General features: G+C 37.1%; 13 protein-coding genes. All 13 read right to left on the bottom strand.

Translation table 11 applies throughout. The features are described 5' to 3' along the window. The 13 genes from EHW90_RS03005 to EHW90_RS02945 all read right to left on the bottom strand — a co-directional run bounded on the left by EHW90_RS03005 (position 1) and on the right by EHW90_RS02945 (position 15,261). A complete protein-coding gene (locus EHW90_RS03005) occupies positions 1-1,086 on the bottom strand; it encodes an ATP-binding protein (protein WP_124951135.1) in 1,086 nt (361 codons plus the stop codon). Positions 1,087-1,098: 12 nt separating this feature from the next. Beyond that, a complete protein-coding gene (locus tag EHW90_RS03000; RefSeq protein WP_124951133.1) occupies positions 1,099-1,932 on the bottom strand; it encodes a HEAT repeat domain-containing protein in 834 nt (277 codons plus the stop codon). An 11-nt stretch (positions 1,933-1,943) separates the two neighbouring features. Then, on the bottom strand, positions 1,944-3,485 hold the full coding sequence (locus EHW90_RS02995; RefSeq protein WP_124951131.1) for an SWIM zinc finger family protein: 1,542 nt from the start codon (positions 3,483-3,485) through the stop codon (positions 1,944-1,946). A 34-nt stretch (positions 3,486-3,519) separates the two neighbouring features. Beyond that, positions 3,520-4,749 carry a DNA polymerase IV gene (gene dinB / locus EHW90_RS02990; RefSeq protein WP_124951129.1) on the bottom strand — a complete coding sequence of 410 codons (1,230 nt, stop codon included), beginning with the start codon at positions 4,747-4,749 and terminating at the stop codon, positions 3,520-3,522. A gap of 1 nt (position 4,750) precedes the next feature. Continuing rightward, the gene (locus EHW90_RS02985) at positions 4,751-6,232 is read right to left on the bottom strand and encodes a hypothetical protein (protein WP_124951127.1); all 1,482 of its coding nucleotides are present in this window, start codon (positions 6,230-6,232) and stop codon (positions 4,751-4,753) included. Positions 6,233-6,344: 112 nt separating this feature from the next. After that, positions 6,345-6,734 carry a thioesterase family protein gene (locus tag EHW90_RS02980; RefSeq protein ID WP_124951125.1) on the bottom strand — a complete coding sequence of 130 codons (390 nt, stop codon included), beginning with the start codon at positions 6,732-6,734 and terminating at the stop codon, positions 6,345-6,347. 37 nt (positions 6,735-6,771) lie between these two features. Next, positions 6,772-7,641, bottom strand: a complete 870-nt coding sequence (locus EHW90_RS02975) for an MBL fold metallo-hydrolase (protein WP_124951123.1) — start codon at positions 7,639-7,641, stop codon at positions 6,772-6,774. 29 nt (positions 7,642-7,670) lie between these two features. After that, complete coding sequence (locus EHW90_RS02970; RefSeq protein ID WP_124951121.1) at positions 7,671-9,110, bottom strand: type IV secretory system conjugative DNA transfer family protein; 1,440 nt, start codon at positions 9,108-9,110, stop codon at positions 7,671-7,673. Then, positions 9,110-9,715, bottom strand: a complete 606-nt coding sequence (locus EHW90_RS02965) for a ClpP family protease (RefSeq protein WP_124951119.1) — start codon at positions 9,713-9,715, stop codon at positions 9,110-9,112. The genes EHW90_RS02970 and EHW90_RS02965 overlap by 1 nt, the downstream gene beginning before the upstream one ends. A gap of 66 nt (positions 9,716-9,781) precedes the next feature. Then, complete coding sequence (locus EHW90_RS02960; protein ID WP_124951117.1) at positions 9,782-10,462, bottom strand: vWA domain-containing protein; 681 nt, start codon at positions 10,460-10,462, stop codon at positions 9,782-9,784. Positions 10,463-10,542: 80 nt separating this feature from the next. Continuing rightward, the gene (locus EHW90_RS02955; protein WP_124951115.1) at positions 10,543-11,718 is read right to left on the bottom strand and encodes a macro domain-containing protein; all 1,176 of its coding nucleotides are present in this window, start codon (positions 11,716-11,718) and stop codon (positions 10,543-10,545) included. Between the two features lie 12 nt (positions 11,719-11,730). Then, positions 11,731-13,011, bottom strand: coding sequence for a VWA domain-containing protein (locus EHW90_RS02950; RefSeq protein WP_124951113.1), 1,281 nt, complete (start codon positions 13,009-13,011; stop codon positions 11,731-11,733). Positions 13,012-13,035: 24 nt separating this feature from the next. Then, on the bottom strand, positions 13,036-15,261 hold the full coding sequence (locus EHW90_RS02945; RefSeq protein ID WP_124951111.1) for a beta-carotene 15,15'-monooxygenase: 2,226 nt from the start codon (positions 15,259-15,261) through the stop codon (positions 13,036-13,038). Positions 15,262-15,302 lie beyond the last annotated feature (41 nt).

Raw genomic sequence — 15,302 nt, 5'->3', positions numbered from 1 at the left:
CTAGCCATTGAGCATCCTACATTCATTGTAGAGTCCAATCCACTCTTTTCCGCGCTTTTTCATTATATTCTCAAGGTACTCTTCCCAAACTTTTGAGTCTTTGGAATCTTCCTTTACTATTGCACCTTGAAGTCCTGCTGCAAGGTCCGCATCACTTATCTCACCGTCTCCGAAGCTGCCTGCCAAAGACATACTGTTTGTAAGTAAGGATATAGCCTCTGCGGTAGAAAGTACATTTGCTGTAGACTTGATTTTTTGCTTTCCGTCAAGTGTCTCACCCTGTCTAAGCTCTCTGAATATTGTACAAACCTTCTTTATTACCTCAGCCTCAGGCACCTTTGAAAGCAATGCCATACCTTCTGAAAGCTTCTCGATTCTGGTCTTTACTATATCCATCTCCTCTTCAAGAGTATTCGGACTTGGAAGCACCACTATATTAAATCTTCTCTTTAGAGCTGCACTCATGTCATTTACACCGCGGTCTCTGGTATTTGCTGTAGCTATTATGGAAAATCCCTTCTTAGCCGCACTGTCCTTACCAAGTTCCGGAATAGAAATTCTCTTTTCGGAGAGAATTGAAATAAGGGCATCCTGTACCTCGGAGGCACAACGTGATATCTCTTCAAATCTGGCAATCTTACCTTCTTCCATAGCCTCAAAAACAGGACTCTTTATAATTGCCTTATCACTTGGGCCTTCTGCTATAAGCATGGCATAATTCCATGAGTATCTTATCTGCTCCTCTGTAGTTCCTGCAGTTCCCTGTATAACACAGGTTGAGTTACCGTTTATAGCGGCGCATAGATGCTCCGACAACCATGACTTTGCAGTACCCGGCTCACCTATCAGAAGTAATGCTCTGTCTGTTACCAAAGTGGCTATTGCTATTTCGACTATTCTCTTATTTCCTATGTATTTCGGTATTATTTTAACACCATTGCACTCACCGCCCATAATGTAAGTAAGTACGGATTTCGGTGACATCTTCCACCCGACAGGAACAGGATTTTTTTCAGCCGCAATAAGTGCATCTATTTCTTTTTGGAACATGACCTCCGCCGGAAGCCTTTGTAATTCTTCGCTCATATCTATCACCTTTTATTTCTTCTTAACTTCTACAGTTTTTAAAAATTCGATCGCCTTTTCATTATTAAATGTCTTTAAAGTCTCTATAGCATCGGTTTTACTTGCTCTATCGGATGTTTTTGCAAGTTCAATCAAAAAGTCTATATTATCTTCACTATACATCAAAGACCTTATAGCCCTCTTTCTTATATCTTTCCTTGCCTCACCGTTTATAACAGACAAATAAAAATCATTTTCCTCTTCTTTTGCGAGGTCCGCGATAATATCAAATCTTAGATACATCTCACTCTTTCCCATCGGATCAAAGCCTCTTTTTAGCGGCTCTACCATCATCTTTCCGTTTTGCATGATCCATCTTCCGATCGCAAATGAGATCTCACTGTATCCGTCTCCAAGTCCTGCAATAAACTTCGGCAATATTCTATAATCTAAGAATATATCAGGGTTTTCTTTTCTGGCTTCCACCAATATATCCCATCTTCCGCTTCCTGTTGTAGTAAGTGCAGTTATAACAGGCTCAAGCATCTTATAAGAATAATTTCCATTGACCCTTCCACAGCTTTTTTCAATATCTGAAAGCTCACCGGTTTCATATATACCTGCCTGAGTTTCAAGAACCGCATCCACAAGTGCAAGCAGATCCAAAGTCTTCTCACCCGGATCATCACATACAAACAGCTCATCTGCCTGCTTTTTAATCTGAGCAAACACAGGCGCCGCCTTTGAAAGTGCTTCCATATCATCTACACATTTTTTCAGTCTGAAGTCTTCCTTTATAAGAGAGCTGCCTGTAATTACACTGTTTCTTAATTGTTCCTGTAATTTATATAAAATATCCAAATTCATAATAGCCTCCCTTAATATGCCAATCTGAGTATTTCGTTTTCCGTGATAATACTTCTTGGCTCTACACAAATCTGCTTCAGCATCGAGTCATAATGTGCCAGTCCGAATAACACCTGATTTTTAAGATAGTCTTTACTTGGAAGTCCGAATATTGCGTCCATAGCTGTTTTATCCTTAGTCATAGCCCTTAGTAAAATCTGCTTTCCTTCTTTATCCTCTGCTACAACATCACTGCCGTTTGTACCTATCTTTGCAAACTCAAAAAGTACCCCATAAGCATTATCTGATAAAGTAGCCTTCAATATATTTTTAGCAGGCTTTAAAAACTCTGTTATGTTCTTCTTTGCAAAACTTCTTATTTTTTTAATATCATCTATGTCCAAATCTTCATCTCTGCCGCTCTCATAACGGATTCTTCTGTTTTCTCCCTCATTTGCAGGATAGAAATACAGCTTTTCAATAAACTTTTTACCAAAGAAGCTGTCATCTCTTTGAATATATTTCTTTGCTTTTAGTGGGCAATAATTGGCTGTATAATTTATATCTCCTGTATCAAGATCTATCCAATAGCCTTTATCTATATACTCTGCTTTTACATCATCATATTCCGATATAAAGCTTAACTCCGCAATTGATACATTTTCCTTTTTAAGACCTGTTTCTCCAAGTTCTTCAAGCTTCCATACTCCGCCAAGTGCCTCATAGAGTATATTATCATCAGGGTCGGTAGAATCACTTTCAAGCTTTTTATTAAGGTAATCCCTTGCTCTCTTTTCGATATATCTAAGCTTTGTTAGCTCCTTTACCGCTAAAGACAACAAATACTCCTCAACATAGTCATTTGGATAGTCGTTTCTTAACTCATCTATATAGCTCTTAGGATAATCATTTATTATTTCTTCTATAAACAAATCATTTTTTATCGTTCTTAGAGATTTTAAAAATCTTTTAAATATTATCTGTACTCCCGACAAATAGTAATCTCCCAACTGTTTTGCCAGTTCATCATATTTTTTATCAAATGCTTTATCCACGCAAGCTGCCACACCTGAACCTGTTATTTGACTCATAACATCTTTTAACAGATCCAAGCCCTCAATCTGCTTCTTTATCTTCTTTGTTTTAGCCGCTTTTGAGGCTGTACTTGTTTTTTTCGGCTTGTCAGGATTTTTCTCCTTTTCAATTTCCTTCTCGGCCTTTTTCTTTTCTCTTGCCTCTATCTTTTCTCTCTTATCCAAAATATCCTGAGGAATCTCAGCCGTTTCAAAGCTCTTGCCCTCTTTCATCTCAAACATCAAGCCTATAGAATGTTTGCATGGAAACTGTCTGCTTGGACAAGAACATCGAAATACCGGTTCACCCTCTTTTTCAAAGTCTATGGAAACATTATAATTGCTCTTTCCACTTCCTTTGCACTCACCAAAATAAAGACTGTCATCAGCCGACTTCATTCTTTTTACAAAACTGTTTCCTGATGACAGCTTTCTGCCGTTTGAAACCGCATTCGCATTAGGTGCTATAGAAACTATAGCCTGCTCATCAAAAGTTCTCATATATGATCCTTTCTTATATGTTTTGAGTCTTTTGTTACATAGACTCCATAACTTCTCTCATTTTTTCTATATATTCATAAGTCTTAAGCCTGTTTGATGAATTTTTTATCTCATCAAAATCTATTTTATAATAATTTTTCAGTTCACGCCACCTATCCTCCACTTTTTTGCTTATAATATAACGCTCTCCGGAAAAAATATCGTTAAAGCTAAGCTGCCTGCCCTCTTCCTCTCTCAGATGATATATTCCCGTTCCTATAAGCCTTATCTCACCCTTTTTCACATTCTTTAAGAGCATACTTGCACTCTCGTATATTGTATAAGCATCATTGCTACATTCATCTACAAGCATTGACCTTGTGATACTCTTCATATTGGAATAGGTGATTTTAAGAGAAACTCCCTCTCCGTAGAGTCCAAGTCTTTTTGCTCTTTCCTCTACACGAAAAGACAAAATAAAAAGCACATCGTCCAAAAGTTTAAAGCTTGATACGTCCTTTTGAAACGTAAATTCCTTACTGATTGACTTGGCATCCTCCTGTTTGTAGGGTATTACCTTTCTGTTATCATATCCGAAAGCCAGATCAACAAGATATTCTCCCTGTTTGCCCATGAATTTTTTTACAAAATCCGACTTTTCCTGTAAATCTCTCACAGTATCTACCCCATACATATGAAGCTTCCCTGCAGTCATTTTGCCCACTGTATACAATGCTCTCACATTCCTGTCAATTACAAGGTTTACAAAATCTTCTCTTGTCTTTATTTCAAAATATCCGTCAGGCTTTTTCTCTTCACTTGCTGTCTTTGCTGCGGTCTTTGAATATGCCAAACCTACAGAACAGGTAAGAGATAGCTCCTCCCTTACCCTTTTTTTGATCTCAAATCCTATTTTTCCGGCTTCCTCCCACGAAGATACCTTCTCTGTCAGATCAAGATAACCCTCATCAAGTGCAATATACTCCGTTATATCGGTATAGCTTTCAAGTATTTTATGCAGGCTGTTTGATACCGCCCTATACTTATCAAAATTCGGATGCTTGAAAATCCCCTTAGGACAACGATTAAATGCCTCCTTAATATTCATACCTGAGCGTATACCGTATTTTCTGGCTTCATAATTACAGGTTGCAACAACACCCCTCTCACTTGGCATAGAACCTATAATAAGCGGCTTACCTATAAGAGTTTTATCATCCCTCATCTCTACTGAAGCGTAGAAGGCATCCATATCCACATGAATAATAATCCGGTTTGTATTCATATCAACCCGCAAAGAATGTACCGTCAAATACATCTCTTACATCTCGACCGTTTATGGTTATTTCACCGTCAGATGATTTTTGCATAGGTATCCTTATAATATCTCCGCTACTTGTACTGTAATCTGTAAAATTTTCATTGTCACTGCCTACAGGTGTCAGTAATATTCCTACAGGAATATTAATACTGCTGTCATAACTTCCGTTTATTCCCTTTAAACGCTCTCCGCTTAACTCCATTTTAGCTACCAAGCTTACAGGAGTAACAATGGTATAGTAGTTTTCCAATGCCTTAGGACTGCCTTCCTCACCTAATGTGTACTTTCTTTCAACATTTACAGTGCTTATAGTTGCAACCCTCTCGCCAAGGTAGAACTTATTCGGATTTAGAGGAGCGGTATCCGCAAAACACTCACTGATATCAGACTGTTCACCATTCTTATTCAAATCAATTACCTTAATACTCCTATAGTCATTATCATAAGTCAATTCAAGGTAGAGATATGCAAAATTTCCCTTTTTAAAAATATATGCATCTGTAATACCGTAGCTGTAGCTGTCATCCTTATATTCTCTCTTGACTCCGTCAATTTTCAATTCAACTTCCTGTAATACACCGTATTCGTCAATTTCCTCATCGACTTCCACAATACGCTCTGTTCCGTCTATATTTACACTCATCTCCCTATCGAGGATGATTTTGAAAGCATAATCATCCGGTAAAGTAAGTATATCAGGCTTAAAGAACTCCTTATACTTTATATAGTCGATAGGAATAGACACCGACTGCTTTCCATACTTTGTATTTTCAAGCATATATATCATAAGTGCACCGTTGCTTAGTGACCAGGCAACATCACTGTTTTTGTTCTCACCGTCAGTAAAAGCATCGGGCTCTGTCAAAACCGATTTCAGCTTTTCACTAAAGTTATCAATATCATCATAACTATCTACAAAATCATGATCACTCATCAATTTCTCATACAGAGTATTTGCATCCTTTAAAACTGCCGTAATCTTAAGCTCCTTGCCTGTTCTTGAGCTTATATTGACACCTCTTAACTCTTCACTTGAAGCTGAATTGTCAACTGTTACAGTATCTATCAAGAGGCTGAATATATTGGAATCATACCTTGTAAGCTGTATTTTTGAATAGTCGCTTGTCCAAACTGAATTTATCTTTTTTACAGTATCCTCAAGTTTTTTATTGTCTGCTCTTATCTGCGGTATCACATTTTCAGGCGGCTGATACCCGTCCTGAGGCTTATAATACACATTTGCATCAAGCATATCTACGCCCTTTTTTTCGCTCTCTTTTGTGGCATCTGTGGCTTTTTGAGCATCTGTAACTTCACTTTCGTCTGTATCGCTGCTTTCACTTATCTTACTTTCACTTCCGGGTAAATTTATAGATATGGAAACGCTCTTACCACAGCCTGAAAGCAAAAATATTACAGGAATCAAATATAACAATCTCTTTTTCATAGCATCCTCCTTTTTATGTATCTTATCATAAAAGTAAAATACTATATATAACAATAGTCTTAATATAAAAAAAGTGCATCAGCTCTTGCCTTTGCACTTTAGCTATATATATTTACTTTTCCAATTTACTGTCAGTCTTTGCCTGGAACTTATCATTATTTACAATGAATCTCTTGTGAACACCCTCACCTATAAGTCCTTTTTCATCATACGCCTCCACATTAAAGGTAAGCTCTCTTCCGTCAATCTTTATAAGCTCAGACTTTGCAACCACCTTCATACCTACAGGTGTTGCCGCTATATGCTTTATATCCACTGCAATACCTACTGTAGTAAAGCCCTCATCCAGTATTTCATTTACGCTCATAAATGCCGACTCTTCCATCAGTGCAATCATAATAGGGGTTGCAAATACCTCCAAAAGTCCGCTTCCGATACCTGTTGCAGTCTTCTCCTTGGTAACTACAGTTTCTCTTTGTCCTTTGATTCCTACTTCCAACATAATGTTCTCCTTTGCATAAAAATATATTTACACTATACTACTTCTGCAATATTTTTGGTAATCCTTTTTCTATATTTTCTTTCTTATCACCGCTTTCATCAAAGCCGTCATAAGGTGCTTTAGGATCATGGACTTTCGGCTTTCTCCTTAACGAGTTGCAAATTTCATCGGTATGCGCAAAGGCAAAGTCTATATCATCAGTCCAACCTGTATGACCTGTAATAATCTTTAGATTAAGATTTCTTTTTCTAAGAATTTCTTCAAGTCTTTTCAACGATTTTATTTGAAGCTTTCCGTCTTCCGCCAGTGTATTTAAAAATGCATATCCTCCGTCAGCTCCGAACCAAATTGTATCCCCTGTAAACAGGTACATATCGTCAATAAGATATACCAGATGCCCCCATGTATGCCCCGGCACAATGAAGGCTTCTATCTTAATATCTCCGATAAAAATAACTTGAGAGTCATCAATTAAAACCTTTTTATTATCAATGTTTACCCTCGGCAATTTATATAATCCCCAAAAGACCTTTCTACGCTTATTTCCCGTTAAGTACTCGTTTTCAATTCTTCCGATATATATTGTCGAGTCTTTGAATATACCCTCACTGTCTTTTTCAATCGCTCCCACATGGTCAGTATCCAAATGAGTAACTAAAATCTCTTTTATATCTTTGTAATCAATATTCAGCCAGCTCATCTTTTCTGCAAGTTTTTCGTAGTTATACCCCGCATCAATCATTATCGTATGACCGTTCTTTGTATAAAAGAAAATATTGGCCACATATTCCCTGATACAACTCACTCTTTCATCAATAAAACCTGTATTTAAAGGCTTAAATATTTCCTTTCCTTTAAACATCGCAGACATAAATTTAACTTGTGATTTTGAATCGGATTTTGACATTATATCCCCCCCTCATATGATACCTTATTTTAAAACGGATCTTCACCGTCCGTATATTTTTTAAAATATTCACTGTCAAAATATTCGCATGCTTCATGCTCATTGCTCATCGGTTTGAACATACCGTTTTCATCAAAACAATCATATTCATCCATACCTATACCGGCTCTAAGTTCTCTGATAAATGAATTTCTTTCCTCATTTAAGGCATATATTTTATCTTCACCATTAAAACTCTCCGGTATTGATTTGTAAAGTTTATTCTCAAAAATATTGTACCTTTTAGAAAATATCGGTTTTGATCCTCTCCTGAAGATTATCTGATTGCCAAGTTTCATATTCAAACAGTCTTCAGTCAGTATACCTGCCCTTGTTGCAATATTCTTTGCAGTCTCCAAATCGTTCGAACCCATATACACATATGTATCGCAGTTATTAATGATAGTTGTGGCTTTGTCGTCTCCATAGAGTGATGAAAGCTGTGACTCCGACTGTACCAGAAGTGTCACAGATATACCCTTTTCTCTGAATATAGAGATATACTGATCAAATAAAGGCACAGGACAGCCTGTTGCAAAGTCATCCGCCAGCATATGTATCTGCCTTGGCAACACCCCGCTCTCTCTTCTTTCTCCTATCTCAAATAGTTCCTTAAATATATGTGCATAAAACATATTTATAAAAGTATTTAAACTTGGATTTACAGGACTGCTGGTCACAAATAACGCCCTTTTTTCTCTTGCCAATCTCTCAAAACTTATCTTCCTTCTCAACCTGAATATTTTTCTAAGTTCCGGAGTGAATACATATGAGGTTGCCGCATTTAGTACGCCGAACACACAACTTGCCGTTCTTATAGGCAATTTTCTAAAAGATTTCCAGTTCACTGTAGCAAAATTTGACGGATTCTCCTTTTCAAGCTTGAAAAATTCAAAGTCATAACAGGTTGTTATCGATCCGCCGTCCTCTTCAAATGTAAGCTTGTCAATCATCTCAAGCACATCGGCAAAATTCGGATGTAGCTTTTTCATAAGCACATATGCTATGATGGCCGAAAAAAGTGATGTAGCGGCTTCATTCCAATAAGGGTCTGCATTGCTGTTTTCTTTTTTCTTATCTGCATCAACTATACTCTTTGCCACAAATACTATATCCTGATAGCTCTTCACAAAATCAAGCGGATCATAGCCTACATTTCCGTTTTCAGGATGTACAAAGTCAAGATCCCAGATACTGTATCCCCTCTCCATAAGAAGCGGAATATATTTTTTCACTATTCTTCTTTTAGTCACTGTAGCAATTATATTTCTGTTATATGACTCAAGTAAAAATGCTTCAGCTATAGAAACGGTCTTTCCGGAACCTGATCCTCCTACTACCAAAATATTATTGTTGATACCGGTTACATTGCTGTCAGTACTGTATACACAGTCTTCACCCAAAATCACTCTGTCTGCTTTAACTTTCATTACCACTCCACCTCTTTTATAAAGTCAATAACTTTTGAAAACTCTATTATTTCATCACAAAGATTGAATTCTATAGATTCCTCCGGTGAGAAATAATGGTCAAAACCTGTAGCCTCATCTATCTCTTCTTCACTCTTTTTTGTATGTTTTGAGAGCAACCTGTTTATTTTTTTCTTTGTTTCAAGCATACTGTCGGATATACTCTTTATACTTGAGGCATTTCCTGAAACTCTGCCACCAAGCATAGGCTGATGTAACATCAGTTCACTGTTTGGAAGCATATACCTTTCTTTTGCACAGGCAAAAAGTACTGCACCCATACTGTAAGCCTTACCTCTGCATATCATTCTTATAGGAGCTTTTGAGCCTACTATTGCATCATACATCAAAAGTCCACTGTTTATTTCACCGCCGTTACTGTTTATAAGCACAGTTATAGGCTCATTTGATTCCAGATTCAAATCAAGTATCTTATCTGTGAAGTCAACAGCCGACTCCTCATTTATCTCTCCGCTGATGCTTATACATCTTTTACCTAAAAATTTTGCCTGCAGCGAAACCTGTGTAACACCGCTGTTATTCTTTATCAATGTGGTTGAACTCATAAATCTCTCCTATAATCATGCATTATTACTCTACTCATCTACCATTATAACATATATGTAATGGCCTTATCTGCGCTTTTTTGCTCTCTTTTCAAAGTCTTTTTTTATAACTTTTCCCCACTCGCCACTATCTAAAAATGCTCCTATATCACCTGCGTTCTTTGCTCTCATAGCACCACATGTAACATTTGAGATACTTTCATATACCGCACCTGTACCCATTGCGTCAGGTACATAATTTAGTGCTCTGTCTCTTCGGATACCGAATTTTTCCGCCTCTCTTGCCGCATCAATATTTGCTCCGATAAAGATAAACTCCCAGCCGTACTCTTTTTGTTCCTTTTCTATCATCTTATTTACCTGTTCATAATTATAATATCTGCTGGAATTTTCCATTCCGTCAGTGGTTATAATAAAAACGGTCTTTGCAGGTCTGTCCTCTTTCCTTGCATATTTGTGGATATTTGCTATATGCCGTATAGCACCTCCCACCGCATCCAAAAGTGCGGTACCTCCTCTTACAAAATACTCCTTTTCCGTCATCTCCTCCACTTTTTCAATAGGTACTCTGTCATGTATCACCTCGTTTACAGTATCAAATAATACTGTTGAAATATACGCACTCTCACCGGTATCTTTTTGCTTTGATATCATAGAGTTAAATCCGCCTATAGTATCCGCCTCAAGTCCGCTCATTGAACCGCTTCTGTCAAGTATATAAACTATCTCTGTTAAATTCTTATCCATAAGATTCTCCTTAAATTTATTTTGTAAACTTATGATACATCAAATTAAAATAAAAAAGGTCAACCCTGAGGCGACCTTTGTCAGCTTGAAATCGGATCCAATCCGAAATCATAAAGTAAAATATCCAATTTTATTACATTGTAATCTTTATTGTTTATAAAGTATTTCACTACAGTATCGGTCTGTGAAAAAGGTGAGAAAGCATATCCCGCAATCTTCAAGATGTCCTTTGTCTCATCCATATTCAGGTGCAGCCCGATTGCAAGTGCAATCACTTTCTCTTTTGAAGGATTTACTTTGCCGTTTATAAGCTTTGAAAAATATTGCTTTGTAATATTTGCCGTAGCATAAACTTCGGAATTTTTCATTCCTTTTTTGTTTATAAGCTGCTGCAAATAGCCTGCAAATGAATACTTATGGATTTTCTTTAGCGACTCCTCTAAAGATTTGGAGTGCTTACGTGATTCGGAGTACTTATGTGACCTTTGCGAACTTTTATAGTATAATTCATCATTGTCATCCTCACTTATATCCCAATAACTTTCAATTGGCTTCTCGTCCTCACTTATATCCCGATAACTTTTAGCTCTCCCATCATTATAATAGTAGTGATTTCCTCCATCAAAACTGTCTGAATCATCATCAATTATACTGCCGTCAATCCAATTTGAATCGTCTCCGGGAGCAAACTCGGCACATATTGTTTCATAATCTACAAATTTCTTTACTTTTCTAAACAGACTTCCTGAAATATTAAAAGAATCCCTTCCGAATACCACCAGAAAAATTTCCATATCATAGTTTTTCAAGAATTCTGTAAAAGCTCTTACCGCCACAGCCATACCTATCTCTTTCGGAAATTTGTATGTACCTGTCGCAAGTAAAGGAAAAGCTATTGACTTACATCCGTTTTCTGCCGCCATATAAAGAGCTTTCATATAGCAATCGGTAAGTAATATCGTATCTTTTGTAAAAACACTTTCAGGCGGGCGTTCTCCGTACCAAATCCCTGTCCACACCGGACTGCTTACATGAATAATATATTTTGCATCAAGCTTAAAGGCAGGTGTGATACCCACCTCACCCGGCGGCATATACCCAAGCTTTTCTCTTGCTTTTAAAAGCTCATCTTTACCTGCCGCATTATATATGGCATACTCAACGCCTTCACCTATCTTTACATTCGGATTTACCGTATTTACAATTGCGTCCGCCTTTACCTTTGTTATATCATTTTTTATAATCTTAAAAGGCATAAATCACCTCGTCTAAATCATTCCCTTTTTCCTTATCTCCTCAAGCCACTTCGGAAACTCCTCCAAAAGTCTTGCATAAAGTTCTTCATTTGATACTTTCTTGAAATCATCCAGTGCAAAGAAACCGGCATTATCAACATATCTTCCCGTCATAGTATCCAGCCTTTCAAGTATTCCGTAGTTTTGTCCTCCGACTCCTACAAACTGCCAAAAGATTGGAAGATGTGAAGCCTCTGTAATAATATTTTGTATTTCTTTCTTATGGTTGACTCCTCCGTCTGTAATGAACAGCACATATGCAGGTATCTTTGTGTTTTTATAGGCATCCACCACCATTTTAAGTACTGTCGGCTCATTATTCCTTCCGCCAAGCTCCATCATAAGACGCTTCCAATCAACCGGAACCGCCTCCATGTAGTTGTCAAGATTTACACTCTTCATTCTTCTGGCTGTAGTACCGTAGTACCAAAAATCAAGTTCACCGTCATCATCAAACTGTACCGCTAAAGGTAATGTCTTATTCACTATTTCCTGCACAGTTCCGTTTTTAAAACGCTGACTCATAGATCCCGATATATCCAAAACAAGCCCTACTCTTGCAACTGTGGTTTCAAGATTCTTTTTCTTAAGCTCAAATACAAGCGGCTTTACAAGGCTGACAAGATGGGGAGCTTTTTCAAGTTTCTTTTCAAGCGATACTTTTTTGACCGTGACACTTTCAGAACCGGTGTTTGTAGCCTCAGGCTTCTTTGTCTCTTTTAGCGTATCATCAGTATTTTCATCTTTTATCTCTTCTCCGCCGAAATGCTTCAAAAGCGCGGAAAGTCCGCCGTCAAATCCACCTGCCACAAAGCCGATTCTCCAGGTATCTTTGCGATAGATTTCTATAACTATAACAGCCCTTTCATTTGAGAAGTCTTTTCCGCTAAGTTCCAAATCTATACTTTCTTTGCCTGCCTGATATACCTTTGTAGTAAGGCTTTGCATCTCCCCTACCGTCTGAGCGCCGTCTATACTCAGAGTAAAAATCAGTCTGTCTATTTTTTCAGGTAACTTTGAAAGCTTAAGTTTAAACCTAACACCGTTCCCTATATCTTCTAAGGATAACTCACCTTCAGGACTTTGCCTTTGATTATAAAACACCATATATCTGTCATCTGAGAGTTTCCCTTCCCGGTCCACTCCGAAACAGCAAAAATCATACTCCGCATTACCGCAAATCTGCATATCCACACAGATATCTTCATTCAAATTTACATACTTTTCAAGCTTATCTTTCCAACCTCTTATCATATCTCTTCTCCCTAAAATTACCGATTAGTTCTGCTTCACATCCACTTTATATATCACTACATCACCATATTTTTTATAAATTTTTGTACTGCCCTCTTCATACATATATTTCACCACATCCGATGCTCTTTGTCTGTCCTTTAAATATTCCTTATCCACACAGATATACTTAATCTGTGCATAGTCAAGGTATCTTTTGAAGTGGTCAAGTGTCTTTACCACTGCAGGATTGCCGCCACTTCCCGTAATATCCGTATATGTCCTGATATCAAGTCCCAGAGCGGATAATGAATCGTCATCCGACAATAAAAGCGTTCTGGGATTTCCAAGTTCCTTCAAATCCTCATACGCGTCTGCAAACTCTTTTCTCTCTTTCAAGTCTCTGTCTAAAAACTTGGTATGATGATTGTAGATTCCGAATGTACTTCCGTCATTTATTTTTGTACTGAGTCCTCTTACGCCTGCCCAGTTTGTTAAACCTGTTATAAAAAATGCAAAAACTATACAGGGTAGCAGTCCTCTAAAGAGATACTTTAGAGAATCTCTCTCCACCAAAAAGCAGGTTGCCGTTATTATCAGTGTGAAAAGCAGTATAAAATAATTGCCGTCTATCTGATTCAATATAAAAAGGCTTATTAAACTTACCAAGGCATCCACCGCCAATAAAACAGCGATGTATGCAAATATCTCCTTATTATTATTTTTCTTAAATAAAAATCTCACAAAGAGTATAATTGATACACCTGCCAATACCGCTATAAGTACAGTCGGCGACGCAATATAGATATGCACTTCCTTAGTCGGAGCTATAAAAAGCTGAAACAACCTGTAGAGCATATCCACACTCTCTCCGGATGACATATTCATACCGCCACTTTTATATATTCCGATCGTATAAGGATACTTTGTCTGTATTCCAAGCTTATACCATACAGATGAATACACAGATGTGATGATATGCCCTGTAAGCATATATGTCCTTGCATATACAAATACTGCGGCAAGCAAAGGAAATGCAAGCAGATATATAAAACTTACATCAAAACTTTTCTTATCCTTTACTCTCTCAGGATTGTTTTTATTAAGTATATGCTCAAAAAATAAATAAATAAGATTTGCCGCTCCTATTCCGAAACTGAATAAAAGACTTGTGGGCTTATATATAATGCTTGCAAGCAATGCCGTCAGTGCAAATATTATATAGAGATTTTTCTTACTTTTGATATAAAGGCAGATATTCAGCACCGAAACAAGCTGCATAAGCAATGTTATCATATCCGTCTTTGCAGATATGCTCATATTCATAACGGCAGGTGTCACTGATACAAGTACAACTCCAAGCCATGCCTTATTTATACTTTCAGTACATACCGATATTATCTCATATACACATATAAGCATCAATATTGCACAAATATAATTGAAGCTGAGTACAAAACCGAAAGTAATTTTATTGTTCAAAGCCAGTGTAAGTATTTCAAGCCCTTTAGGGTATACATATACATCATTTACAGTGCCAAGCTTGTCATAGATTCCGGTATTTCCGATAAGTACCGACAAGCTCCTGAGTCCGTATCTTAATGAGTCGTAGTCAAGCGCAATATTTATTCTGCCAAGCTGCAAAAGCAAAGCCGAAAGCATTATTGCAGTACCTACACAGAAGTAATTTTTACCCTTAAGCTTTACAAACTCTTCTTCAAATATAGAATCGGGCTTTATTTCTATAACTTTAAAAATTCTAAGCCAAAGATATAACACTATAGTGAGCGCTGCAAGCAAAAGTGTATATACTCTCAGCACTTCTATTGAAGCTATATGTAAGGCCGACATTATGCAAACAGAAATAATATAAAAAAGACTGCCTATAACAAAGCTGTTTAACATCCTTGTCATATTGCTCTCCTCTTTATATTTTTTTCTTATAAACAGTAGTAATATTTCTCCAAGCCATATCAGCGCCTTAACATATATAAAGACTATAATCAAAGCCGTGGCGGCCTGATGCAGATACAAATATGTTCCTGATATAAAGCTTACCGTAAAAACAATTATACTTTTACTTTTTACAACTCTGAAAATCAGATAAAAACCTATAAAAAGTAAAAAATGCTCAACAAATAATTCTTTTGTGGCCGACTCTTCTATATATTCCAATATTTGAGTCTGATTAGCCAACAGCAAGTAGCTGTATATACTTATTGCAGCCGAAATTATAAACAACAATACACATATAAGTCGCTTTTTTGTCATATGTATTCTCCGCCGGTTCCAAAATTTAATTCATACTCATA

This window comes from Lachnoanaerobaculum orale (assembly GCF_003862485.1).
Classification (GTDB): Bacteria; Bacillota; Clostridia; order Lachnospirales; family Lachnospiraceae; genus Lachnoanaerobaculum; species Lachnoanaerobaculum orale.
Note: the sequence above shows the minus strand (reverse complement) of the source record. Positions and strands in the feature narration are given on the sequence as shown.